Genomic DNA, 26,203 nt, shown 5'->3' with positions numbered 1-26,203 from the left:
ACCTCGACAAATAGCTCAGTATGGACATTCCGTGGACCGACATCCGGCACGTGACGAAAGTCGACCCCGCGAAGCCGCTCCCGGACGACGCTGGCGTCATCGCGGACACTGATCTGGTGATCGTCGGTGGGTCCGACGACGTGACGGAGTCGAACACGCTAGAGGCGATCCAGTCGATCTCACGGCTCGCCCCGGACGTGCCGATCTTTCAAGAGCCCTACAGCGCCGAGCAGGTCTCGACCGACACGCTCGACGCAGTGGACTATCTGTCCGTGCCTGCCGTTTACAACGGCGACCGCGACAATTTCGTGGGGAAGCACCTCGATCTCTTTGCCGAAATCGCGCGCAAGCCGGACGAACTCACCGGCAGCAGTGTGCCGCTCGTCGGGGATCTGATTACGTCCAAGGGCGTCGACGCGGTCGAGCGACTGGCGACGAAACTGATCGGTGAGGGGTACGTCGTCCAGCACGTCGACTCGGCTGCCGCGGGCGTTTCCGGCGTCGAGACGGCGTATACGTCCGAGCAGGTCGCTGGCGCTGCGCTCGCGACCGAGATGTTCTACGACTTTCCGATCTTCTACGTCGAGTACTCGGGAACCTACGGCGGCCCGGAAGACGTGAAAGCAGCCGCGCGATACCTCGACGAGACGGTGTTGCTCTACGGCGGCGGCATCGACTCGGCCGCAAAGACGACCGAGATACTCGAGGCGGGTGCGGATGCGGTCGTCGTCGGTGACTGTTATCACGACGACCCGGCGCTGTATCAGCGGACGATTCCGGGTCAGTAGTTGTCTCGGAAAGCACGGAGGCCGATTGCTCCGGTGGGTGTCTGTTTGTCCACCTGACTCTGCAGTCCGAAATGAGAACGGTCAGAATCACAGCCGCTGGAGGGCGACACGGACTGTGTAACACGGACGACTACAAAGACCGGACGACTCCCGAACGGGAGTCAGAACGTCTCTTCGATGATTTCGCCGACGGCGAAGTTCGACTTGACTTCCGTCACTTCGATTTTGACACGTTCGCCGACATCGGCTCCCGGGACGATAATGACGTACCCGCGTTCGACGCGAGCAATCCCATCACCCTGCTTGCCGATATCTTCGATTTCGACGTAGCGCGTTTCGCCGACATCGACCGGTGGCTGTGGCTCCGACGGAGCCGTTTGCGTCTGGGTTTGCGTCTGCGCTTGCGCCTGCGGCTGTGCCGTCGACGCATCTGTCTCACCGTCCTCACTCTCACGAGAGATGAGCGCGACGCGATAAATCTCGTCGGGATCGATGTCGCCGGTCTCGACTTCCTGACGTGGTACTTCGATGACGTATCGGTCCTCCTCTGCCGAAACCTCCGTACTGAACAGACACAGGAGTTTTTCAGATATTTCCACAGGTAGACCCTCAATCCCACCTCTGACGCTCATCCGTATTAGAACTACCGACCATGGTCGGGAATTTTTCCGTCAACGGCCGGTTTCAACCGGTGGTTTCGGCGGACCATCGAGACGAGACAAGCGGATTGTGACACACGGATGTTCCATCAATTCAGCAGCAGTTTGGTGTTTGTCCAGTGTCAATATGGTGTTATTTCGGTGTCGACTCCGCATCAATCCGCGCGCTCGAATGGGCGCGTCGTCACGAACTCGTCCACATCGATGGTCGTCTCGAGGGCGGCCGCCGCGACGGAGTCGTAGGGGCGGTTGACCACGATGTCGCCCGCCGTCCGATCGCCGACGCCCGGAATCGCCGTGAGTTCGTCCATCGACGCGTCGTTCAGGTCGAGCGGGTACGGAACGCCGGTCACCGAGCGGTAGCCGTGATCGACGACCGCAACGTCGATCGTCCGCCCGAGTTCTCGCTCGCCCGGAATGCCGACGAGCAACGGGTAGGTCCCGAGCTGTCGCCCGAAGGTCCTGCCGTCCTGGTGGTACTCGAGATGCACGTCGGAGAGGACGGTTCCAGGCGGGGCGACACGTTCGAGCATCGGGTTGTCGATCTCCTCGCGAACCTGGCGTTTGTAGCGTTTGAAGAGCTTTTTGTGCTCGTTTGCGATTTCCGCGCCGGTGTCGGACATGTCGGTGCCGTCGAAGGACATGACCTGCCGGATGTTGATCCGCCGGAGCATGTGCCCCTCGTCGTAGACGCGCTGGAGGAACTCGCGGTTATGCTGGTAGGTTTCCTCGCGTTCGCCCTTGAGGCCGTGGAGGAGGTTGATTCCGGGGAGGAGTTTCGGGAGCTGACGGGCGTTCGGGTCGGGCTGTGACGAACCGGCCGTCGGATCGTCCGGGCCACCCGGTCGCCAGCCTGCCTCCTCGTTGACGATCTTGACCGCCTCGAAGCACTCCTCGGCGGTGACGTTCAGGTTGTTCTCCTCCTGGACCAGCGGATCGGCGGACTCGAGTCCGAACGCGGCGGTGTCGCCGGGTGTGTTGTGCTCGGCGATGATCCGGATCCCCTCGCGGCTCTGCTCGGGCCACTCGACGATCGTGATCGGGTTCATGTTGTCGAGGTGGAGCGTCTCGAGATCGGGTGCGACCTCGCGGATACCGCCGTAGAGCTGTCGGAGGGCGTCGGGATTCGGCGCTTCGCCGTCGCCGCCGTAGGCGAGAATGTCGGCCTGCCGGCCGATCCGGAAGTGTTTCACGCCGTAGTCTGCGAGCGCGTCGACCTCGCCGACGACCGTCGGCGGCGGCCGAAACGTCGGGTTGCCGTACAGCGGCTCGGTACAGAACGAACAGCGGTAGGCACAGCCGCGGGACGTCTCGAGTTCGGCGATCAAATAGTCGGGATGGTTCGGGTGTTGTTCGACCACGAACGCGCCCTGCTGGGCCCACCGGGAGACCTCGTCCACGTCCCGCATCCGGTTGTTGAACCCCTCGAGTCCGCTCTCGACTAAGTCGTGGACGGCGGCCTCGACGTCGCCCTTGGCGACGAAGTCAAAGTCCAGATCCTGTCGTTCAGTTTCGGTCGCGCCGGCGTTCTCGTCGCCGACGCCGAACTTGACGGGGCCGCCCATCAGGCTCGTGCCGTTCGCGGTCCACGCCAGTTTGCGGACCTCGTCGGGTTCGGCGGGCGTCCCGCCGACGTACTTGCCGGGGACGGTCATCCCGCCGAGGTAGATCATGAGGTCCGCTTCGTCGACGTCGCGCCAGCGGTCTGGCTCGTCGCGCAGGCCGTCGATCGTGTGGTAGGTGATCTGCTCGCGCGGAACGCCCGCGTCGACGAGCGCGCCCGCAGTGTAGCGTGGATACGTCGAGATGTACGGCGGTACCCCGAAGTGGGCGGGTTCGTCGACGTAGCCGTCGACGATCGTCACCGAGAGCCCCTCGCTCGCGCGCTCCGTCCCGGAGGCGGGACCGGAGCCAGCGGCGGAACCGGGGCCGGAGTCAGTCATAGCGTCGGATAGCGCCTCGAACGACAAAACGGTGACTAACGCGCGGGACGACGCGAGTGGGACACACGGACCGCCGCAACCGCCGCGTTGATGGTCCTGGTCCCGGTACTGTCGCCCATGCCACCAACCGAAGAAATCGTCTGCACCGATGACAGCTGCTTCCTCGACCTGTTCGAAAACCACTACACCTACGACGTGCCGGACGAGTTCGACGTTTCCGAACTCTCCTGTCCCGTCTGTGGCGGCACCGACTGCCTCGAACCGGTCGAGTTGTGAGGGAGTTCCGGCGACGAAGAGAGAAACGGCCCCAGCGACGAGGAGGGAGAACACGTCTATAGCCGGTCGCTATACCGGCACCCCATGGCGACCAGTGATGTGTCAGACGTTAATTTACTCGGCACCAAAATCAATATCAACGGGGATCACGTAGCCGTACATCCGGCCATGCTACGCGCTCACTCCCCGCCGTCCCTTCCGTGCAGCACGCGCCGCTCGTGCCAGTATCACTGCTCTCGCTCGCTCGGCTCTGTAACGGAGGTGTCAGCGTGACTGCGAACGAACTCGGTTCCTCGATCAAGCACGCGCTGTACCGCCAACTCGGTCGTGCGAGCGGCCGTATCCAGAACCACCGGACCCTCGACGTCGACGTGCTCGAGGACGACACGTCGTATCTCGTCGTCTTCGACGTTCCGGGTGCAGAGACCGACGACATTCAGGTTCGCTACATCGAAGGCAATGTCAAGATCAAGGTCGACCGCTTCCGTCCCTTCCGCGAGGAGTACTCGATGTGCTTCCCCGGCCGCGGAATGCACCTCGGTGGTGAGGCCGACCTCCCTCCCGACGCAGTCGTCGACCCGAACGCCGGCACCGCAACCCTCTCCGAAACCGGCACCCTCCGAATCGACATTCCGAAATCGAGTGCACTCGAGAAGAGCGAGTCAGAGCGCACCGCTGCGACCGAAACGGACGCCGAACCGAGCGTGCGGACAGCGCCACCGTCGGATCACTCGAGTAGCGACGACGGACACACACCAGCCCCGCGCCAGACCACCGCGAGCCGAGAGGACTCGAGTGACACCACTGCGAACGGAGACACGGCGACCGGGACGGTCGAACCCGAGTGACGCGTTCAGCACAGCGTGAGCAGCAGTAGCGCGATCTAACTCGAGTCACAGTCCCGATCACAGTTTTCACAGACCATCGAGGAGGGGCTGGGTGGTCGACAGGGAGCCTGAACGACACTGCGCGACTGGCGGCGTGTATCGAGACCAAACAGCCGCGAGCAGGAGCGATGTGGCTAGGGTCCGGTCATGGACGCAGTTGGGCGGCGACGTAATTGCGTCGTCTCACCTACAACTGACCGTGAGACGGAACTGAACGGCGTCGATCAGCGGCGGACGTCGATGCCGAACCGGAGACGAGCAGCGACTTCAACACCATGTGCGCTCTGTCCTGGCACAGAGTCGGCTGTTGCAGTTGCTTGCAGTCTCGGAACCACGACGACTCGCTGACCGTGTATGGCTATCACCACCCACCAACCCACGATCGGGCTCATCGGCCTCGGCAACATTGGCTTGCTTCACGCTGACCGGTATGCGGCCCTCGGAGCGAGCCTCGCCGGCATGGATACCACTGCCAGTGCACGGCGGCGATTTGCCGACCGCTACGACAGCCCGGTCTTCGACGACCACCGCCGCCTCTTTGATGCCGTCGACGCCGTGGTCGTCGCGGTCCCCAACGCCTACCACGACCGCTACGCCGTCGCGGCACTCGAGTCCGGTCTCGATGTGTTCCTCGAGAAGCCGATGGCGGACACCGGGGCAAATGCAGCGCGGATCGCCGACAGTGCAGCGAGCGCGGACGGTGTTTGTATGGTCGGCTTCCACAACCGATTTCGACCGGTCGTCGAGCAGTTCAAACGGCTCCAGGATACGAACCGGTTCGGGACGCTGACGCACGTACAGGCGAACTACGTGCGACAGCGGGGGATACCCGATGGCGGTACGGACGGTTGGTTCACCCGGCGGTCGATCGCCGGCGGCGGTGCCGTCATCGACATCGGGGTGCATGCGATCGATCTCGCGCTGTATCTCGCGGGGTATCCGCCGGTCGACGACATCGTCGGGACGACGCGGCGCGCGCCCGAACACGAGTTCGACGTCGAGGACGCGGGGAGTGCGTTTATCCGCTGTGTGGGCGGACCGACGATTGCACTCGAGGTCGCGTGGCAGTCGAACCGCCCGGACAACCGATCGTTCGTGATCGAAGGGACTGAAGGCGGGGCAATACTCCACCCGAACGAGGAGCGACTCGAACTCTTCGAATCCGGCCACAAAACGGTCGTACACGCTGATCCGACTGATCCATACGAGCGACAGGCGCGCTCGTTCCTGCGTGCTGTCGAAGACGGAACGGGACCGACACGAAACACGGTCACGGAGGCGCTCGCGGTACAGCGCGTCATCGACGGCATCTATCGCTCGGCAGCCGACGGTTCGCCCTGCAGTGGGCGGGCAGCGAGCAGCGAGCCGGCACTTGCACCGGGACTCCCAGGAGAGCACGTGAGCGACTGAGTGAATTGGACAGTGACGCGAGTACCGAAGTCACAACGCGTCCGACATGGCTGTGTCGTGTGCCATCGCGCCTGCGCCGACAGTCTACCCGATTCGGTCCCATTCTTCCGCGTCTCTTCACGAGGGTCCCAGGTGTGGAGCCACTATGAGACGACGAACGCTGTTAGCGGCAGTGAGCGGCTCTGCCGTCGTTCTCGTCGCCGGCTGTTCGACCGCAGAGCCCGAGGAGAACGACACCCGATCCGAATCGGCCGACGACGACACAGCAAGCACCCGCTCCGACGACGACATCCGCGACGAGTTCCACACAACACTCGAGTCCGCCGACTTCGAGCAGGTAACGCTCGAACCGGTCGACGACGGTACAGTACTCGAGTTGGGATACGATGCGACGGGGGCAAGCGAGGCGGACGTCGCCGCAGAGATCGAACTGGTCACGGACGGCTACACGACGACGGTCGAGGAGGGGCTGGTATCGACGCGACTCGAAGCGACGGCGTATCGGCCGGACGACGGGGCGGTGCTCGATTACTTCACGGTCGAGGCGTCGTGGGTCGACGACTATCTCTCGGGTGGACTCGAGTGGCGCGAGTTGTTGACGCGGGTGGCGGAGACGTTCGTGTCGGTGGTGTCGGGGGCGGATGATGCCGAAGCGAACGGAGATGGTGAGGAGAGCGGTGGAGGGGCTGAGAGTGGTAATGGTGAGGGTGAGGGTGAGGATGGGGGTGACGATGGTGGTACAGATGGAAATAGCGAGAACGACGAGGGGGCGGACAGTAGCAACGGGGACGACGAGGAGACGGACAGTAGCAACGGGGACGACGAGGAGACGGACAGTAGCAACGGGGACGACGGGGAGACGGGTGGTGGCAATGAGGACAGCACCGAGACGGACAGTGGTAACGAGGACGGAGAGGCGGACGGTAGCAGTGAGGACGGCAGTGAAACGGACGGTGGTGACGAGGATGGCAGCTAGACGGGCGACGGTGACGAGGCTGCCAGTATTGGCGCTCGTGTTCCAAGAAGTTACCACGTTTTCTCACTACAGTAAGCAGATCGAGCGACGAGATTGGATTGCACAGTTATGTACATACAAGTGGTAACATGTGACAATGAAGACCGCTTCTTCGCGTGTTGACGAGCGGTTCCTCGAGGAGATCGCAACGGCAAGCAGCGATGGCCTCATCGGGTTCGACGCGGAGGGGGCTATCGTCTTCGCGAATCGGGCCGCAGGGGAGTGGCTCGGCTACCCGGATGGAGCGCTCCTCGACCGGGCGATCGAGGAGTTCGTCGCGGGCGAGCACGCAGCGACACTGGACCGACTCAGACAGCGCGCACGACAGGCGGGCGAGGCGACCGCGTCCTGTCTGCTCCTCGACCGACGCGGCCGTGAGCACCCCGTCTCGTTGACGCTGCGATTGGCGACAGATGATGACCAGCGGCGGTTTATCGCGGTCGTTCACAGGCACACAACGGCTGCCGACGAGCAGGCAGCGCACGAACAGCTGATTCGCCAGCGCTCTGCAGCAATCGACGCTGCAAACGACGGCATGGCGATCACCGACGACGACGGTAGCATCGTCTACTCGAACGACGTTCACGCGACGCTGTTCGGCTACGACAACGCGGCCGCGATCGTCGGCCACTCCTGGAAACGGCTGTTCACCGACGTCGAGGTCGAGCGATTCGAAGCCGACGTACTCCCAACCGTCGCCGAACACGGCTCCTGGCGGGGTGATGCGACCGGCTGTCGGGAAGACGGCTCGACAGTACCCATCGAACTCACGCTCTCCGCGCTCGACGACGGCATCGTCTGCGTCGTCCGTGACACCACCGAGCGGATCGCACGCCAGCGCCAACTTGAAACCCTCACCAACGGCCTTCGCGAGTTGCTCACCGCGGACGACCCCGAATCGGTTGCCCGACTCACGGCAGAGGCCGTCGAGACAGTCCTCGAGTTCGACATCGCCTGCGTCCGCCTGTTCGATTCCGACACGAACCGACTCGAGTGCACTGCGCTCACGGATGCAGCGAGCGAACTCCTCGAGACGCGAACGGCGTACAATCTCGAGGCAACGCTCGCGGGCCACGCATTCCGAGAGGGGGAGACGGTCGTCAACCGGCAGGCTGGCGTTGAGGTGGATGAGAACGGAGCGACCGGTGTCGGAAACGGGTACGGGTACCCGAGCCTCCACGTGCCGATCGGTGGCGATGGCGTGGTGACCATCCTGGCAGAGAACGGCTCGGATCTCGACGACCGGGTTATCCAACTCGCCGAGATGCTTGCAGTCAACGCCAGAACGGCGATCGGTCGTGCCGAGCGCATCCGACTCCTCGAGGCCCACGAGCGAGAGCTGCGTGCACAGCGTGATCAACTCGAGACCCACAACCAGATCAACACGCTCATTCAGGAGATCGGCCGGCGGCTCATCGAGGCGTCGACGCGCGAGGAACTCGAGGAGACGATCTGTGAGCGCCTGGTCGCCTCGGAGCTGTATCACAGCGCCTGGATCGGTGAGATCGAGGCGAGTACGGATCGGCTCACGACCCGGGTCGGCTACGGCATCACGGACAGCGATCTGGACGCGATCAACGAGATGTCGGTCGCCAGTATCGGCCACGGGACCGTCGACCGACTGCTCGAGAGCAGGGCTGTCGAAGTCGTCCGGTCCTACGAGGTGCCGAGTGAGGTGGGAGGGAGAAGAATGGTGCCAGCGGCTGCGGACGCGGGTACAGGAGCAGCATCGAAATCGCAACCGAAATCGGACTCGAATCCAGTCCCTGAGATCGCGGCTGACGTGGTCTCGACGGCAGCCATCCCGCTTATGTACGGCGATCGGCTGCTCGGTGTGCTGGTCGTCAACGGAACCGGCGACAGGATCTTCGGCGAGGAGACCGTCATCGGCTTCGAATCACTCGGCCGGGTCACCGGCTTCGCGATCAACGCCATCCGGAACCGGCTGTTGCTCCTGGCCGATTCGGTGATCGAACTCGAGTTCCGCATCGCTGATCCGACGCTGTTTCCGCTCGCCGTGGCGTCCGAACTCGACTGCGAGTGTCGGTTCGAGCGGTCGGTGCCGGTCGAAGGCGGAAAGATCCTCACGTACTATACGATCACGGGAAGCGGTCCGGCGGCCGTGCTGGAAGTGACAGCGGCGGCCCCACAGATAGCGGATGCGCGTGTGATTAGTGAGCGCCGGAGTGACGGAGCCGGGACCGGAATCGGGAGCCCAGGCGGGGACAGAAACACGGCAGGAGACAAGACCGAGAACGACACCGACCCCGCTCGGCAACTCGTCCTCCAGACAGTCGCTACGAACTCCCTCGCCCACGTCGCACTCGATAGCGGCGCAGCCGTTCGCGACGCCGTCGCGAGCGCCGACGAGGCTCGCATCACGCTGGAGGCACCACAGACAGCAGACGTTCGCACGGTCGTGTCCCTGTTCGCCGCCGAGTTCGACGGCGTGGAACTGACGGCCAAACGCGAACGCGACCGCTCGGTCGAGACGGCAGCCGAGTTCCACCAGACCGTCGACGCGACACTCACCGAGAAACAGCGGGCTGCACTCGAGTCGGCGTACGCGGCGGGCTACTACGACTGGCCGCGTGCGATCACGGCGGAGGAACTCGCGGCGTCGATGGGGATTTCGTCGTCGACGCTTCACCAGCACCTGCGGAAGGGGATCTGGAGCGTACTGTGGGCGTTTCTCGACGGCGATGATGTCCACGAAACCTGACCGGCGGGTCGACGTGACTGGGTTCCCGAGGGTGGAGTACGTCGGCGGTCGACGGTTGGTCAGCGACGGCCTCTGTACGCGTAGGACCGGGCGAACTGTCGGAGATGAAGAGCTGTGTTGCGAGACGGATAGACGTGTGTTGAGAAACGGAGAGTCGGAGTGACGGAAGGGATATTGAGAAACCGAGACGGAGAACGGTGAACAGATCGCCCGCCCACGAAACCATGCCAGCAGAGGACCGTTCCAGCGACGCACGCACCGCCGCCGAGCCATCGCCGATTCCGTCGACGATCGTCGCAGATGTCGACCACACCGGCCGTGTCACGATTTACGACGAACGAGCAGAGCGCGCGTGGATTCGATCGACAGTGTCCGTTTCGCTTCGGCGGGCCGTTTGAGTTGCCGTAGGCGACGTTCGAACGGCGCGGTCAGATGAGCTACGTGTGGCAGTCGCGTATGGATGTCAGCCCGGTGGCCACGTACGGGACTCAGTCTGGTGGCCACATACGGACCTCAGTCTAATGGCCACGTACGCGACGGAGCACGGGCCGAACCGAAACAAGTCGAGCCGAAACGGAACACGGGCGAGGACGGAACCGCCCGTTTTCCACGCCGGATGGGTGCCACCTTTCTCCATCGACACCACTGCTTCGACTGGGGTTTAGGTACGCCGTTCCCGTTTTCGTTTCCGTTGACGACACGAACAGACTCGCGGCGAAGCGACCGGGATCGTGTCCAGCCGATAGCCAGCCGAGACCACCCATGCAACACAGATACCGGACACGACTCATCGACGCGCGGACGCAGAACCGACACTGGAACGGTACCGACGGACCCAGGAACGCAGCGGAGCCGAAACCGGCCCGCTGGTACAGTCTATGACGACACACATCAAACTCCATGGCTCGAAGGCCGAGCGGTTCGAGCAGGTCAAAGCCGAACTGAGCGAGCGAATGGGATACGAACTGAGCAACCCGGAAGTACTCGGCCTCCTGATGGCCGGTCTCGACCTGGAAACGCTCCCGACAGAGCGACGACCGAAACGATAACTGCAAGACTCAGTCGCTACGCCAGCCTCACTCACCCGCGAGTTCGACCGTCTCAGTCTCCTCACCCACCTGTTCGAAGTAGTCCGTCGCCCGAATCGACACCTCGTACGTTCCGCTCCCCTCCGCATCGTCGGCCCTGAGCGAATCCGTTCCCGATGCGTCCTCGTCTCGCGCCATCGAACCCGCCTCGTCGACGAGCGAGCCGTCGCGGCGCAACTCGAGTACGACGCCGTCGAGTTCGCCGCCCTCGTCGGAGACGGCCCAGTCGACGACGGCTTCGGGGGTGCCGAGGAAGTCGTCCGTCGTGACGTCGAACTGGTCGATGCTCGGTGGCGGGGAGCGCTCGTCGAGGGTGAGCTGTTCGGTCGCGTCGGTCGTGTTGCCGTCGGTGTCGGTGACGGTGATCGTGACGGCGTACGATTCGCCGGCGCCCTCGAGTCGGTCGCTGTGTCTGAGCGTGTGGATGCCGCTTTCCTCGCTCTGGTCTTCGAGTTCGGTGACGACGTGGTGGAGGGGGCCATCGCCGTCACCGCCACCGTCACCGTCGCCATCACTATCCGTCGCGTACCGCAACTCCGTCTCGACGAGTTCGAGTTCGCCGTTCGACACGCTCACACCCCAGTTGACCGCACAACGGACGAACTGGCCGTTGCTGTCGTCTGTGAGTTCGAAGCGGTCGATCGACGGGAGTCCGGGTTCGGGGTCCGTTTCGGCCGTGACGATGCCGCCGGTGGTCTCGTCGCCCTCGTTCTCGTCTTCGTCCCCGTTCTCCCCATCGCCCGCCCGTTCGTTGCCTGCATCGTCGGTCCCATCGACAGCACCGTCGCCAGCAACGACGACCGCCTCAACTTCGTACACCGTCTCCGGTTCGAGTCCCGAAATCGTCTCCTCGTACGTGCCGATCGACTCGAGTACCTGCGCGTCAGTCGAGTCCCAGTTCTCTTCGTCTTCCGGTCGGACGCGGAACGATGCGGTGACGGAGCTGGTGTTGGTGTCGGCGTCGCTGTCAGTATCTACGTCACGAATGCCCTCGAGCGAGCCGGTTGCCTGCAGCGTCCGGTGGTCGTCCGCCTCGACGGCGGTGGTTTCGACGGCGAGTTCGTCGCGTCCGGTTTCGAAGGTGACGATGCTCGCGGTTGTCTCGTCGTCGCCGTCAGTGTCGTCGGTTTCGTCGTCTCCGTCTCCGTCTCCATTTCCACCCTCACCCTCGCTCGTTCCACCATCGGCGAGCATGACGGCCCGAACGTCGTACGTCGTTTCGGGCTGTAAGTCCTCGAGTGCGGCGCTGAACGACTCACCCCGCTCGACCGAGTTGGGCTCCGTTCTGGCCCACTCCTCGTCAACCTGCCGCCACTCGAAGCAACACTCCGCTGACTCTACGTCGGCGTTCGATCGAAGCTCCCCGGTGAGCGTGGCAGTGCTGGCCCGAACGTCCGTGACGTCGCCAGTCGTCACAGGGTCGACCGACTCGAGTGCCTCGAAGGCGTTGAGGAGGCCGAACCCCTGTTCGTCGTCTGCCGCACCGATGTCGTCGGCGCTCTCGCGGAGGACCCCGCGAACGCCACCCGGCTCGTCGGCGTCGTCCGTGTCGTCGGCGTGGGCGAGCCCCTGTCCCAGCAGTTGGGCCGCAATTGCGGCGACGTGGGGCGTCGACATGGAGGTTCCCTCGAGGTAGACGTACTCGTCGCCCGGCTTGGTCGAGAGGACGGCCTCACCCGGCGCGACGAGTTCGATGGTGTCGCCGCGGGCCGACCAGTCAGGCACTTCGTCGTGGTCGTTCGTCGCGCCGACGGCGATACACTCGTCGTACGCGGCCGGATAATCGACCCCGCCAGCCGCGCCCGCATTGCCCGCCGCGGCGACGATCAATACGTCGCGATCGTAGGCGTAACGCAGGGCGTCCTCGAGTACCTGCGCTTCGTCGCTCCCGCCGAGACTCAGGTTGATGACATCGATGTCATTGTCGGCGCACCACTCGATGGCGGCAGCAATGTCCGAGTCGTAACCCGAGCCGTCGCCAGCGAGCACCTTGAGCGCACAGAGTTCGACCTCGGGTGCGACGCCGACGACGCCGGTGTCGTTGTCCAGTGCGGCGACGGTGCCGGCGCAGTGGGTGCCGTGACCGGTTTCGTCGTCCCAGTCGGCAGCGCAGTCGCTGCCGGCACAGTCGGCGAACGCCCGTCCGTCGGGAACGTCGAGGCTCTCGTGTTCGGGGTCGATACCGGAGTCGAGAATCGCGACAGTCGCATCTGCCTCGCCGGTGCCGCGCTCGTGGACCTCGGCGGCACCGATTCGTTCGACGCCCCAGGGCGTTCGCTGTTCGTCGGTCAGGTCGACGGTGTCGTTGGGTTCGCCGGTGCGCTGGCGATTTGTCCCGTTGTCACTGCTTCGAACCGCCTGTACCCGCTTGTGATCCGGTTCGACGTACCGGACGTCCGAACGGGACTCGAGTTCCTCGCGTGCGTCCTCGTCGAACGCACCGACGACGACACTGCCACTCGAGGCGAGTCCGAGCGAGCGGTAGACTGTCGAGGCGGTGCGGGCAACGCTTTCGGTGGCCGTGCCGGGCTCGAGGCCGACGACGTACCGCGGTAGGTCGTCGGTCGGCTCATCGGCGTCACTGGTGTCGTCACCACTGTTCTCGGTCAGTTCGTCCGAGTCGGTCGCCGACCCGGCGGTAACGCCGAATCCGGTGAGTACCGCACCGGCGAGTGCGCCGAGCGAGGTGCGCCGGGTGATTGGACGGCCAGCACAGACCAGTGCCAGCGTGACGAGGAGGCGAATCGATGATGCCATTTCGAGGGGGCGCCAGCGCGACCGGCTGACTGCTCCCGACTGGAAACGACTGCGCCACGGCGGCGGAACGACTCTCGAAACCGTGTCGAACGCCGTGGCGATCACAGCGCTGGATCGCCATGGTCTCGGACACACCGGCGAGTCCCGATGTGCGTCGGGTGGACCCGAGTGCTCGTCGCGATCGCCCTCATCACGCGCCGTGGGCTGCTGGGAGTCGGCGTCGTGAGTATGCTGAGAGAACGGTGTCGATTCGTCGTCGGATGGGGCAGTTCCTCCCTGTCCTATCATAGACTTCGTCGACTGGGGTTCACGCAGACATCGACAAAACGGCTGGCGCTATCTGAATCGTGGGTCGGCGACACTCGAGTCGATATGAATAGCGACCCCTATCGCGGCAGCGAATCGCCACTGGACCGGACTCGAGTAGGCCGGTCCGATAGCCGACAGTTTCGACGGACACGCCCTCGAGTCCCTGGCCCAACAGCCGTGTAACGTACGTCGGTTGTGGCTGATAACGGGCATCGGCACGGCAGTTCTCTCACTGGAGGGAGTGCTAGTACGACACCGTCCGGTTCGTCTCGCCTCACAATCAGCACGACTGGCTGCCGGCGTGGTCCTGCCGGAGTGGCGAGTGAAAGCAACGGTCGGCTCTGGCTCACGATTCACGGTCCGCGGTGTGCGGTCCACCATTCACGGTCCGCGGTGCGCGATCCACCATCCATGGTCCATGACCCACGGCCCACGGCCTACGGTCTACGGCCACCACCCACACCGGACACCGCTTCGCCCCTCCTCACCCGGCGACGGGATCCGTCTGCGTTGCCAGTGCACCCGGAGTGTGACTCTCGATGAACAGCACGACACCAACGCGACGCGCGCCCGACTCGCCCGAACCGATCCGCGTCCTCTTCGTCGACACGGACGAGCGGACTGCCCGCGCCGCAACGGCCGTGTTCGACGCCGAGTTCGGCATCCACGCACAGGTCGCGTCCTCGACCGACGACGATGCGTTCGCCGAGCGTCTCGAGTTGGTCGACTGTGTCGTCACCGGCCACAGCCCGTCGGCGAGTTCCGATCGGTCGCCGCTCCGGGCGATTCGAGCGGTCGATTCCGACCTCCCCGTCGTCGTCTTCTCGACAGTACGTGATGAGGAGCGCATCGAGCACGCGCTGTCCGCGGGCGCGACGGATTTCGTGCGGATCGATGCGGACGACGCCGGCTACTGGACGCTCGGAGCACGAATCAGCGCCCTCGTCGGTAGCGAACGAGCAAGCGAGGACACGGCGCGCGCGGACCGTCCGTCCGATACTGCGCTGGTCGGCAGCAGCGTCCTCGACGAATCACTCACGTTCACTGCCGTCAGCGCGAGTCACGCTGCTCTCCATGGCGACCACCGGGATCACCTGATTGGGACCTCCTGGACCGGCGTCTTTCCCGACGACGAGACGACGGTACTCGAGTCTATCGCCCAGCGAGCGTGGACGCGCGGGTCGGCGGTCGGATCGGTGACTGCCCTGCGTTCCGCACAGCGATTCCCAGCGCTCGTCTCGCTCGTTCGCGTTCGGGCGGCGTTCGTCTGTACGGTTTTCGACCAGAGTTGGCGCGAGGGGACCAGGGGAGCGGGAGAGGAAAGGAGAGAGGGTGAAGAGGGAGAAGGAGATGGGGATGGGGATGGGGATGGGGATGGGGATGGGGATGGGGATCGAGAACAGACGACCCACCCAACGGACAGCAAGGCCGGAAGTACGACATATGGTCTCGAGCGGGCACTGCTCGGTATCGAATCCCTCGCAAACACGCGTGTCGAGCCGGATGACTCGGGAATGAGGGAGTTTTGTGGGACAATCGTCGACACCGTCGAGAGCGGCAGTCGGCCCGGTAGCAGGCGGTCGGTGACGGCCACGACGGCCACGACGACTGTCGCGGCAGTCTACTGCTACGACGAGGAGCGTGATGCACTCCGCCGGCAGGCGACAACGCGCGCCGGCGAGTTCGACCGAACCGTCTCACTCGTAGAGCAGACACGCCCGCTCAGTCGTGCCTTTCTCGACCGAGAACCGGTGTTCGTCGCCGGTCTCCAGCGTGGGACCCCGACGACGGTGACGGATCCGAGACGTGCGTGCGGGCTCGTCACACCGATCGGGTCACACGGCGTGCTCGTCGCCGGCGTCCACGAGAGTGCAGCACAGAGACGATCACGGTCAGCGTCGGGTACCAACGGGGATGAGACACCGCGGCTGACCGCGCTCGACCAGGCGTTCGTCCGTCTCGTCGGCGCGACGGCGGGGACAGTACTGGATCGCGTCGCTGCGAAGCGCGACCTGGACACCTGTGAGACGGATCTCGACGCTGCAACCGGGTCGGTCGACTCGCTCACCGAGACGATCGAACTCGTGTGCGCTGTCGCCCGTGCGATCAGCACCGCCTGGACGCGCGGCGAACTCGAGACGCGCGTCTGTGACTCACTCATCGCGAGCGAGCGCTACGCCGTCGCCCGAATCGCAGCCCTCGACAGCGCCGGCGAGACGGTGACGGTTCGAGACCGCGCCTGGGCAGGTACCCAGCAGGAGGGACTCGAGTCCCCCGACGCAAGCGTGGACGCGCTCGTCGACGAGGGCGAGCCGATGGCATCGACGCTCCGAACGCTCGAGCCGTGCACGTACCGGCGACTGCTGTCAGCTTCGGGATCGATCGACCAGCACTGGCGACAGACCGCCGTCAGCCAGGGTATTCGCGCGGTCCTCGCCGTGCCGCTCGTCTTTCGCGAGCGGTCCTACGGTGGCCTGACGGTGTACAGCGAGCGGCCGACCGCCTTCGACGCGGACGAGCGTCGACTCCTTACCGACCTCGGCGTGTGGGTTGCCCAGGCGAGCAACGCCATCGAAACGCGCACGGCGCTGGTCGGCCACAGCGAGGTCGAACTCGAGTTCCAGCTTCGAGGCGAGGACATCGAGTTGCTCGAGTGGGCCCGGGAGACGGGTGGAGCAGTCGAGTTCGAAACGGCCGTCTCACGACCGGAGGGGTCGATTCGAGGCTTTTTTACGGTCGAGAACGCCACCGAGGAGACGATCCTCGAACTGGCCGCACGCTCACCATCGGTGTCGGACGCTCAACTCGTCACCACCCACGGCGACAGACAGCTGTTCGAGTGTACGCTCACCGAGGAGACACTCGTCGCACGGCTACTCGAGTACGGCGTCGTCCCGCGGCGGATTTCGGCGGGCGGAGCGGCGAGCGAGGAGGCGAGCGAAGAGGCGGGCCGATTGGTCGTTTCGCTGCCCGCACAGACGGACGTACGGGAGTTCGTCGAGTTCGTCAGCCGGCTCTACCCCGATTCGACGCTCGTGCGGCGACGCGAACGAGAGGTCGACGCCAGACCTGGCTATGGGTTCCGGGCGGAACTCGAGTCGGCGTTGACGGCGCGCCAGCTCGAGGCACTCGAGACGGCGTTCGTGAGCGGCTATTTCGACATTCCACGGGAGACGAGTGGCGCGGCGGTCGCCGAGATGCTGGAGATTGCGCAGCCGACGTTCAACACGCATCTTCGGGTCGCCGAACGGAAGCTGCTGGAGTTGGTGTTTGCTCGGGACGAGGGCAGCGACGAGGAGCGTGCTGGAAGGTGAAAGTGGGTGGTGAACGTGGATCGGAGAGATCGGATACGAGCACTCGCAGGGCGCGAAGCGATAGAGCCGACGGATCTAGGGCCGCCGGCATCCAACCACATAGGCAGACAACTCACCCCACAGCGTATCGTTTGTGGACGTATAGCAGCGATCCGCCGTGGTGTGTGACGGTCCGTTGTCGTTCTGTGCCGGTTGTCGCCGCTCCATCGGCGCACTACTCGCAAAACCGCTACACCGGTCCGAATGCGTAGCTGCATACCGAGACGCGGATGCTGCTATCCCACACGATCGCGTCGTGGTGCCGGGTCCGAGGCTGTTGCGTGACTGCGTGGCGACTCCAACCGGCAGTGCCGTCGATTCCCACGAATCGATCGCCCACGGCGAACCGAGACGGAACAGCCGGTGATGTCGGCAGCGCGGAGCGCCGAAGAACACGGTAGCAAAGCCAGTAGCAAGGAGTCATAGTCCACGTTTGCGACTGGCCGTTACCAGCGCACAAGCGCACACGAGGGATACCCACTCACCTCGTGTTCGTCGAGTGTACTCGAGTCCACAGACCCCACTCCACCACAGACGCCCATCACACTCTGCCCAACGGAAGCGATTCCCATGACCTCACACATCAAACTCTACGGATCGAAGAGCGATCGATTCGAGGAGATCAAAGCCAGTATGGAACAGCAACTCGGATACGAGCCGTCGAACCCAGAAGTGGTCGGCCTCATCATGGCGGCGTACGAAACCGATGAAACGAACGCACTCCGTGTCGATAACGCGCTCCTGTAGAATAGCGGAGAGCCCAATCCCTGTTTTGGCTGGCGTAACTGCGCTACCGTAGTTGCCAACTCTCGCGTCGATCCGTCCCCCACTCGCCGAAGTCGAACACCCAGTACAGCGCGTCGATACCGGTCTCGATCTGGTAGGTGATCGTCCCGTCGTACGTTTCGCCGGCGTCGATCGTCACACCGTCGAAATCGGCGAGCGCGCGTAACACGCTGGGCGCGGCCGCCTGGCTCCATCCGAACCCGTCCGTGAGTCTGACCTGTGCTGGCGTGAGGTCGCGGTCTCGAGTACTCGTGTTTTCGACCGTCGCGCTGACGGCGACGATTTCGTGGCCCTCGTCGGACTGCATGAACCCGCCGAGGTTGTTCCCGTGCTGGAGGCCGTCGACGGTGACCGTGAGTCCGTCGTGTTCGGCTGCTTCCGAGAAGCCGAGCGAGTCGGGCAGTTCCTGCTCGAGGACCGTCATGTCTGACTCATCACGATCGGTACCGAGGTCGACGAGTGCGGACGTGGCCTCGGTGTTGTCGTTGTCGCTGTCACCGTTGGTGTCGTCATCGTCGTTGCCGTCGGCGGCGTCTGTATCTGCATCCGCATCGCTGTCCGGATCCATCACCGCATCACTCGCGTCGACCGGCTCGAGTTCGAGTACGAGCGCGTCGGTATCCACGTCGGCGTCAACCTCGTAGCCGACCGCCGTACGGCTGACCTCTCCCGGTGCAAGCCTGGCCCCCTCGAAGGTGGGCGGCGGCGATAGCGGGGTCGCAAGCGGCTCTGCAGGTTGCTCGTCGACCAGGAGTGTCATCTCGAGCACATCACCGACAGTTTCGACGGCCGCTGCTCCAGCGTCGGTGCCGGTGTCTATGTACTGTGTGGCAACATCGACGACAGCGACTGCCGCACCACTTCCCACCTCGAGGGGGTCGCCGTCAACATCGACGACGTCGTCCGTCACGTCGCTGTCGGCGACGACGATCGCGAGGTCACCGATCTCGAGTTGCTGTCCGAGGTCGAACTCGAGTGCGGTTGTCGTTTCGTCGGTGTCGTCGGTATCGTCGGTATCGTCGGCATCATCGGTGTCTTCGTCAGTAGCATCGCCGTTCGTCGCATCCTCGTCTAAGTCGGACTCGTCTCCCGCCTCGGAGTTGTCGGTCGCGTTCTCCGCGTCGGCTGGGGAGGGATCGTCCGGGCCGTCGCCGAAACAGCCGGCGATGGCGACCGCACTGCCAGCGACCGCAGCGAGGTACGTTCGACGGTCGGGTCGCTCCATACGAAAGAGCGGTCACGTCACAGCAAGTACGGTGGGTGAAGATCGACGGCGGATGGGGAACGGGTGGTGCCGATGGTGCGACGGTAACGGAGAGCCCTAGTGATCGACGGCCAGCGGGCGACGACACCTGGTCGTAAGCAGACCATGACGCCCGATAGTGAGGGACAAGGCCACCGGTGGTGATGGCCGTACGCGTCTCGGGCAGATGTGACATACAGACTGAGTATACCCGATTCTTCGACCACTCTTCATGCCCTGTGTCGTCCGAGAGCCACCAGTGAGATGCCAACTCAGTGCTCCTACTGTGCGGCCACCGTCTCCGACGACGAGTACGAGGACCACCTCCTCCGGGCCCACGCAGACGACCTCTCACGAATCGACCAGCGACGCGTCGGCCTCGAGCCAACTGGGTCGGCATCGGGCGGACACACGAACACGAACTCGAGTACCCTCCGAATTCGAACGCTGGCGGTGTACGCCAGCGTCGGCCTGGTCTTGCTGCTGGTCGCCGTCGGCTACGGCCTGATCTTTCTCGACACCGATGATCCCGCCAGCGCGGCGGCCGTCCAGCCCGATCCGACGGCGCAGATCCACGAGCACGGGCAGGTGACTGTCCAGTACGACGACACCGTGGTCGACTTCAACGAGCCACAGTACATCGAGGCCGACGAGTGCTTCCACTTCCACGCGACCGACGACGCGACGGTCTGGCACGCCCACTGCGAGGACGTGACGATCGAGTACGCACTCGAGACCCTCGGGATGGAGACCACCGAAGATCGGTTCGTGATCGGCGAGCAGGAGTTCGATGAGGCCGATGGCGATGCGGTCAGCGTCACCGTCGACGGCGTCGAGGTCGATCCATCGGCGTACGTCCTGCAGGGTGTCGGGCCGGTCGCCGACGCGCAGGAGGGTGCGGGTGACAACGTCGAAATCGTCGCCGAGTCGGGCGGCTGAGTCGCGGTTTCGGGACCCGTGTTGGCGCGGATACACCGCCGGCGGGGAGCGAACACCCGATTCGTCTCCATCGTTCACCGATCCTATACGACTCGTGCCCGCGTTCGGACCGATATGATGAGCTATCGCTTCCATCGAACCGGCTCGCTGTGCATCGCCTGTGGGGTGACCTACAAACGGCAGAACGCGTATCACGGCTACTACTGTACCGATTGCCGTCCGATTGCAGCCGGCGGCAACCGTGAGGTTGAGATGTAGCACGGGGCCGGAGAGCGGGCTACCCACCCCAACTCAGTCGTAATACTGGGGGCAACTCGCTCGTGGGCGAACCGCCTAGCGACGGCCCGAACGAGCGGCGTTCACCCCGATCCTTCCCCACCCTTCATCGCCTCTTTTTGACCGCGAGCGGCGAAACACGTCCCGTCTAGCGATCCGTCTGCACCGTTCGGCTGCCCCCTCTCGTCTCGTCGCAGCTCAGACCCGCTCTACCCTTTCATCTCGATCGCCGAACGGGCGCAACGCACTAGATCAGCGCACAGAACCAGGATGGGACCAAAACCATGAGAGATCACGTGGGTGTCCTCGCGGTCATCGCTCTGCTGGTGTTAGGCGGCGTCGTCGCCGCGACCGGCTCCGTCACCGACGGCGACGACCAGACCGTCGTCTACAGCCTCGACGACGAGCGATGCGACGTGAGCGAACACCTCGACGAAACCATGGATCTCACGACCGAAACCGACGAGCGTGAGAGCCAAAGCGAGAGCGAACGCGACCGATCGAACGCCGATCATCGCGAGAACGAACGCGACTCCGACACAAGTGAGCGCGAGAGCGAGCGCGACAACTCGAGTGCACTCGACGAACACGAGCGCGACGAAAGTGAGCGCGACAGCAGCCAGGACAGCGAGTACGACCGCGACAACAGCGAGTCGGAAGTGAACGACCGCGACGAGGAGCGCGACGCGAGCAGCGAGCGCACCGCCGAGGAACGCGACGAGAGCGAACGCGACCGCAGCGAGCGCGAGGTCGACGACACGGATGTCGAGACCGACGAGCGCGAATCCGACGCCGAGCGCGAGACCGCCGAACGCGAGGACAGTGAGTCCGACGCTGACAGCACGCACAGCGAGCACGACACGGGCGAGCGCGAGCGCACGGCAGACGAGAGTGACGACCGCGACGCCGAGCAGCGCAGCGACAGCGACGAGAGCGAACGAAGCGCAGATGAGCGTACGAGCGACCGCAGCGAGGCCACTATCGACTCCGACGACACGGACCGTGCGGTGAGCGAACAGGCACATAGCGATGTCGAGAGCGACGAGAGCGAAACCGAGTCGACGGACTCAGACGCTGACGAGCACTCGACCGAGGAGCGTGATCACACCGCCGGCGAGCGCGACACCACCGACCGCGACAGCGAACGGGACTCGAGTACGAGTACGGATCACGCGGCATCAGCGAGTGATCGCGACGCGACCCAGTTCGATGCGGAGCGGTTCGAGCGCGGAGAGAGTGATTCGGGAGGAGAGGACGAACAGCGCGAGCGTGAGAGTGAAAGCGAGCGTGTCGACGACCACGCGGAGTCGAGCGACGAGACGGAGAGCGAGCGCGACGCAGAGCAGACCGACGCCGAGCGTGCAGCGAGCGAGCAGGCGGAGAGCGACGACGCCAGCAGCGAGCGTGACCGCCACGAGTTCGACAGCGAATCGGTCGCGGGCGACCGCAGCGAGACCGAGCGCGACCAGCACGACCGCAGCCTCGAAACCACGGACAACGACTCAGAGCGCGACCAGCGCGAGCGGACCGAGCGCGACGAGACGAGCGACCGTTCCCTGAGTGAGCGCGATGGCAGCCGGTACGCAGCAGAACTGGATGAAACCGAGCGCGACGGGAGCGAAACCACCGCCTCCGAGCGCGACACCGAACGCGAACGCGACAGCGGCAGGGACGAGTACGAGGACCGGGATACCGAACGTGAGCGCAACAGCGACCGTGAGCACGAGCGCGACGAATCCGAACGCGACCGCAGCGAGCGCGCCGACGAATCCGAACGCGAGCACGAACGCACCGAGCGCGAACACGAGCGCGATCTCGAGACTCACGACAGCGACCGCAGCGAGTCCGACAGCGACGCCGAGCGCGAGCAGAGCGAAACCGAACGCGACCAGACCGAGCGCGAACAGACGACCGACTCCGACTGCGAGACGATCTCCGAACGGCTGATCGTCACCGGCGACAGCATCCAGGAACTCGAGCGCAAGGGCATCATCACGCCCAACGACGACGGGACCTTCGACGTCGACGTGAGTGCACTCGAGTAGCCGCGCGAGCGCGCACTGAGCAGTGGAGTCGTCCGTTCTCACAATCGTTTTTTGGCGGTTAGATTGGATGAGCAGGTGGCAGGTGATTAGTGGCTAGGTGGCAGGTGATCGGTGGATAGGTGGCAGGTGATTGGTGGGTAGAGAGCAGGTGAATGGTGGACAGATGGAACGACAGTACACCCACGGGCAAGGCAAAAACACCGACACGCTGTACGAGCACAGACGCCGACACGAGCACGGGGCAATGGCCGCCCGAACACACCATCTCGTCAATCCGTTCGTCGTCAGATCGGCGTCCCCAGCCCCCAACGCGCCCGTCCTTTCCCGGTTCTTCGTCTCCCGTTCTTAAGACCCAGTGGCGAAGACAGCAGTGGCCTACGGGATAGGTTTCGAGAGAATATGACCCGAAAACTGACAGTCATCACGGTAGTCGGTCTCCTGTTGCTTGCCAGCGCCGTCGGCGTTAGCGGCGTCGCCGGTGCGAGCCCCGGCGCAGCCATGCAGGTTGACGACCGCTGTGACGAAGGCGAATCCGTCGACGACAGTACGGCAACCGTCGACGAAGCAGAAGACAGCGAGAGCGACAGTAGTAGTGACCGAGAACGAACCAGTAGCGACCAGCGCGAATCGAGCACCGAAAGCGAACTGAGTGAACTCGACAGCGAGAACGACAGTTCCACCACTGTCGACGAGTCCGAGCGCGAACAGAGCGACAGCGACAGCGCGAGCGACTCGAGTACCGAGTCCGATCAGAGCAGTTCCGAGGTGAACGACCGCGACGAGCAATCCGACTCGAGCAGCGACTACGACGTCAGCACCGTCGACGAGGAAGAACGCTCGGAGAGCCAGAGCGAGATCGACGACGCTGATGTCGAACTCGACGAAAGCGAGAGCGACGTGGACCGCACCGTCAGCGAGCGCGACGACAGCACGGCAGACCGCGACAGCACGCACAGCGAGGAGAACGCGAGTGCGAGTGACAGCGAGTCCGACGAGAGCGAGTCGAGCGCGAGCGACAGCGAGGTGACCACTGACGAGAGCGACAGCAAATCAGACGAGAGCGAACGCGACCGCAGCGAGACCGACATCGACTACGACGATGCCGATCTCGAGGTGAGCGAGCGCGACACCCACTCGATCGATACGAGCGAAAACGAGAGTGAACTCGAGGAAAGCGATCACGACGAACAGACCCTCGACGCGTCGGACCGCGACTTCAGCGAGCAGTCACTCGATGAGTACGACAGCGAGTCCGAGGAGAGTGTGAGCGACGAGAGCGAACTCTCTGAGAGCGACAGCGAGTCCGATCACGACGAACGCGACGAGAGCGATCGTGGCGAAAACGACCGCGATACCTTCGACCGGATCGAAAGCACCAGCGACAGCGACTCCGAGGAGTACACGCAGAGTGACAGCGAGTCCAGTGACAGCGAAAGCGAATCCAGCGAGCACTCCACGGACGAAGCCGAACGCGACGCCAGCGAGCGTGACGTTTCCCAGCAGGACTCCACCAGCGCTGACAGCGAGCACGACCACTCCGAAGAGGGCGACCTCGAGTTCGACGCGAGCCAGAACGAACGCCACGGTGCCGAACTCACCTTCGACGAGAGCGAGCGCGACTCCAGTTCCGCAGACAGCGACCGGAGCCACAGCGAGTCCGCAAGCGACGAGAGCGACACCACGAGCGCCGACAGCGAGCGCACGCAGGACGAGAGCAGCCTGGAGACCACTGATAACGACAACGAGCAGTCGAGCAGCGAGTTCGACGAGAGCGAGGTCTCGAGCGACCGGACCGTGAGCGAACGCGATCTGAGCACGCACAGCGACGAGAGCGACCTCGACGAGAGTACCCTGAGCGAATCTAGCGAGTCCGAGAGCGAGACCGCCAGCGAGAGCGATACGGGTGTCGATACGGTCGAGAACAACGATATCGAGACCGAGTCCGCAAGCGACGAGGACACCAGCAGCGACCTGAGCGAGAGCGACCGCAGCGAGAGCAGCGACGAGAGCGAACGCGAGCACAGCATCGACCAGCACGACAGTGACAGCGACGTCGACAACCGGGAAAGCACCCGCAGCGACTCCGATGCCGACTCCGAACGCACGACGCTCCAGACCGAATCCGACGAGAGCAGCTTCGTCGAGTCCTACGACTCGAACTGCGGCCACGCCAGTTCGAACGGTGACGATGAGTCAGGCGCAGCGGCGGATTCCGATGCGTCCGACGAGGCTGATGACGATGATGCTGAGGAGGCTGACGAAGCCGAGGCTGGTGACGACGACGACGACAACGGCAACGATGACGATGACGACGCCGAAAACGAAAACGCATCGAGCCTCTCCGCAGCCATCAACTCCGCACTCGACTCGCTACAGTCGTTCGTGTTGGGGTGAGCGGCCGGACCACAGCTACTTCCCTCTTTTTCGTGCGTGATTGCGTGTTCGCGTGTTCCGTACACCGCAACATCGTGCCCCTCGCCAGCGTCTCAGACTGGCAGAATCAGCTGCGAAACACCGAAACTGCCCAGCCTCACTCGAATCGCCCGGAAATCGAGAGCAAATAGCCGACGATGATGATACTCACGATGAGCCCCAGCAACGAACCCGTAAGCAGGTCGAACAGTGCACCGAAGCTGTAGACCACGAGCGCGACCACAAGTGCCCAGTAGCGCAATCCGAGCAACCCAACGAGCACGACCGCCTCGAGTGCGGTCAGCGCGAGCACGATCATCCCGAGGCCGCCTGCTCCCTCGCCGATGAGTGCGAGCGAGGCGAACAGTCCGACCAGCACGCCGAGAAAACCGATCCCGACGATAATCCACAGTCCGAGTGGAACACCCTTGTTCGACCGCGACGACGAGCGAGAGCGGGTACTCGAGTCGTCCGTCGGCCACGAGTCACCAGACGGCGGGGAGGGTGGCGAAGATGGAGGGGACATATATACTGGGTTGTAATATCGGGCAGAAATACATACCGGTCTATCTTCAGAGCCGGCGTCGGTGGGGAGTTCGTGTGCCTCCCACATTGCAACCACAACCACCAGACATGCGCTGCACTGCACCACATTGACGGCTCACCTACCGCTCGGCACCTCTTTCGAGTCCCCACTCACGACAACGAATCGATCGCAGCCTCGATCTCCGCCTGCGGCAACGGCGAAATCCAGTCATCCGCGACGAACGCGTACTGCACCCGCCGCTGTGAATCGACGACGACCGCCGCCCGCCACGGCGTCGACACGTTCGCCATCCCATCTCGAGACGTGCGTAACTCGAGTGCATCGCTCGCCGCACCGTCGACGTCGGCGACGAACCGGACGTCGGGACTGCCGAGCCAGCGGAGAAACTCGTTCTGGGCGTAGGGGCCGTCGCGGCTGATGCCGAGGACGGCCACGTCGTCCAGTTCTGCCCAGCCGGCGCGGACGAGACGCGTCCACCAGTTTCGAGCGATTGCGCTGAACGCGAAGCCAGTGCAGACGAGGACGCCGCCGTGTGGGCCAAGCGCCTCCGAAAGCGGGGTCGAACGGAACGTTTCTCCATCACACAGCGGGGCCTCGAAGTTCGGAACGACATCGCCCTCGGTCGGTGCCATGGCCTGACGTTGGCCGCGGGTGACAAAAAGCTCCGGTCGCCCCACGCTATCGTTCGCAACTGCCGGGAGCCGATTGACACTGCACCTACGCTTTTAGGACCGCGCCACGAACGCGG

General features: G+C 64.1%; 21 protein-coding genes. 15 read left to right on the top strand and 6 right to left on the bottom strand.

What is annotated here, in order from left to right:
- The first annotated feature begins 20 nt into the window (after positions 1-20).
- On the top strand, positions 21-788 hold the full coding sequence (locus C483_RS13235) for a heptaprenylglyceryl phosphate synthase (RefSeq protein WP_006653864.1): 768 nt from the start codon (positions 21-23) through the stop codon (positions 786-788).
- Positions 789-949: 161 nt separating this feature from the next.
- Here the strand turns inward: C483_RS13235 and C483_RS13230 are convergent, their stop codons facing one another.
- Together C483_RS13230 and C483_RS13225 are read right to left on the bottom strand one after the other, a co-directional pair.
- Positions 950-1,387, bottom strand: coding sequence for a TRAM domain-containing protein (locus tag C483_RS13230; protein WP_006653863.1), 438 nt, complete (start codon positions 1,385-1,387; stop codon positions 950-952).
- Between the two features lie 215 nt (positions 1,388-1,602).
- Positions 1,603-3,390, bottom strand: coding sequence for a radical SAM protein (locus C483_RS13225; protein WP_006653862.1), 1,788 nt, complete (start codon positions 3,388-3,390; stop codon positions 1,603-1,605).
- A gap of 117 nt (positions 3,391-3,507) precedes the next feature.
- Here C483_RS13225 and C483_RS20495 point away from each other — a divergent pair, with 117 nt between their 5' ends.
- The 7 genes from C483_RS20495 to C483_RS20490 all read left to right on the top strand — a co-directional run bounded on the left by C483_RS20495 (position 3,508) and on the right by C483_RS20490 (position 10,749).
- Positions 3,508-3,666, top strand: a complete 159-nt coding sequence (locus C483_RS20495) for a DUF7559 family protein (RefSeq protein ID WP_006653861.1) — start codon at positions 3,508-3,510, stop codon at positions 3,664-3,666.
- A 269-nt stretch (positions 3,667-3,935) separates the two neighbouring features.
- Complete coding sequence (locus C483_RS13220; protein WP_006653860.1) at positions 3,936-4,514, top strand: Hsp20/alpha crystallin family protein; 579 nt, start codon at positions 3,936-3,938, stop codon at positions 4,512-4,514.
- Between the two features lie 393 nt (positions 4,515-4,907).
- Positions 4,908-5,963, top strand: a complete 1,056-nt coding sequence (locus C483_RS13215) for a Gfo/Idh/MocA family protein (protein ID WP_006653859.1) — start codon at positions 4,908-4,910, stop codon at positions 5,961-5,963.
- Between the two features lie 145 nt (positions 5,964-6,108).
- The gene (locus C483_RS13210; RefSeq protein ID WP_193787512.1) at positions 6,109-6,939 is read left to right on the top strand and encodes a hypothetical protein; all 831 of its coding nucleotides are present in this window, start codon (positions 6,109-6,111) and stop codon (positions 6,937-6,939) included.
- 136 nt (positions 6,940-7,075) lie between these two features.
- Positions 7,076-9,700 (top strand): bacterio-opsin activator domain-containing protein, encoded by a 2,625-nt coding sequence (locus C483_RS13205; RefSeq protein WP_006653857.1) that lies wholly within the window; start codon positions 7,076-7,078, stop codon positions 9,698-9,700.
- A 197-nt stretch (positions 9,701-9,897) separates the two neighbouring features.
- Entirely contained in the window at positions 9,898-10,098 is a 201-nt protein-coding gene (locus C483_RS20035) for a hypothetical protein (protein ID WP_152419887.1), read from the top strand.
- A 480-nt stretch (positions 10,099-10,578) separates the two neighbouring features.
- Positions 10,579-10,749, top strand: coding sequence for a hypothetical protein (locus C483_RS20490; protein ID WP_169331428.1), 171 nt, complete (start codon positions 10,579-10,581; stop codon positions 10,747-10,749).
- 27 nt (positions 10,750-10,776) lie between these two features.
- Here C483_RS20490 and C483_RS13200 read toward each other — a convergent pair whose 3' ends face one another.
- A complete protein-coding gene (locus C483_RS13200) occupies positions 10,777-13,545 on the bottom strand; it encodes a S8 family peptidase (protein ID WP_006653856.1) in 2,769 nt (922 codons plus the stop codon).
- An 848-nt stretch (positions 13,546-14,393) separates the two neighbouring features.
- Here C483_RS13200 and C483_RS13195 point away from each other — a divergent pair.
- Both C483_RS13195 and C483_RS20485 read left to right on the top strand, forming a co-directional pair.
- Positions 14,394-17,168 (top strand): bacterio-opsin activator domain-containing protein, encoded by a 2,775-nt coding sequence (locus C483_RS13195; RefSeq protein ID WP_006653855.1) that lies wholly within the window; start codon positions 14,394-14,396, stop codon positions 17,166-17,168.
- 609 nt (positions 17,169-17,777) lie between these two features.
- Positions 17,778-17,954 carry a hypothetical protein gene (locus tag C483_RS20485; RefSeq protein ID WP_169331427.1) on the top strand — a complete coding sequence of 59 codons (177 nt, stop codon included), beginning with the start codon at positions 17,778-17,780 and terminating at the stop codon, positions 17,952-17,954.
- Positions 17,955-17,997: 43 nt separating this feature from the next.
- Here the strand turns inward: C483_RS20485 and C483_RS13190 are convergent, their stop codons facing one another.
- Positions 17,998-19,218, bottom strand: a complete 1,221-nt coding sequence (locus tag C483_RS13190; RefSeq protein WP_006653854.1) for a DUF4352 domain-containing protein — start codon at positions 19,216-19,218, stop codon at positions 17,998-18,000.
- Positions 19,219-19,500: 282 nt separating this feature from the next.
- Here C483_RS13190 and C483_RS13185 point away from each other — a divergent pair, with 282 nt between their 5' ends.
- From C483_RS13185 to C483_RS13175, 5 genes are all read left to right on the top strand, one after another.
- Entirely contained in the window at positions 19,501-20,175 is a 675-nt protein-coding gene (locus C483_RS13185; protein WP_006653853.1) for a hypothetical protein, read from the top strand.
- A 114-nt stretch (positions 20,176-20,289) separates the two neighbouring features.
- Positions 20,290-20,433: a DUF7564 family protein gene (locus C483_RS20260; protein ID WP_160166261.1), complete on the top strand. Its 144-nt coding sequence runs from the start codon at positions 20,290-20,292 to the stop codon at positions 20,431-20,433.
- Between the two features lie 302 nt (positions 20,434-20,735).
- A complete protein-coding gene (locus C483_RS13180) occupies positions 20,736-22,496 on the top strand; it encodes a hypothetical protein (protein WP_049912693.1) in 1,761 nt (586 codons plus the stop codon).
- A 163-nt stretch (positions 22,497-22,659) separates the two neighbouring features.
- Positions 22,660-22,845 (top strand): hypothetical protein, encoded by a 186-nt coding sequence (locus tag C483_RS20030; protein WP_152419886.1) that lies wholly within the window; start codon positions 22,660-22,662, stop codon positions 22,843-22,845.
- A 50-nt stretch (positions 22,846-22,895) separates the two neighbouring features.
- Positions 22,896-24,890 (top strand): hypothetical protein, encoded by a 1,995-nt coding sequence (locus C483_RS13175; protein WP_006653851.1) that lies wholly within the window; start codon positions 22,896-22,898, stop codon positions 24,888-24,890.
- A gap of 136 nt (positions 24,891-25,026) precedes the next feature.
- Here the strand turns inward: C483_RS13175 and C483_RS13170 are convergent, their stop codons facing one another.
- Together C483_RS13170 and C483_RS13165 are read right to left on the bottom strand one after the other, a co-directional pair.
- Positions 25,027-25,434 carry a hypothetical protein gene (locus tag C483_RS13170; protein ID WP_006653850.1) on the bottom strand — a complete coding sequence of 136 codons (408 nt, stop codon included), beginning with the start codon at positions 25,432-25,434 and terminating at the stop codon, positions 25,027-25,029.
- A gap of 170 nt (positions 25,435-25,604) precedes the next feature.
- Positions 25,605-26,087, bottom strand: a complete 483-nt coding sequence (locus C483_RS13165) for a redoxin domain-containing protein (RefSeq protein WP_006653849.1) — start codon at positions 26,085-26,087, stop codon at positions 25,605-25,607.
- Positions 26,088-26,203 lie beyond the last annotated feature (116 nt).

The organism is Natrialba hulunbeirensis JCM 10989, from assembly GCF_000337575.1.
GTDB lineage: Archaea > Halobacteriota > Halobacteria > Halobacteriales > Natrialbaceae > Natrialba > Natrialba hulunbeirensis.
Note: the sequence above shows the minus strand (reverse complement) of the source record. Positions and strands in the feature narration are given on the sequence as shown.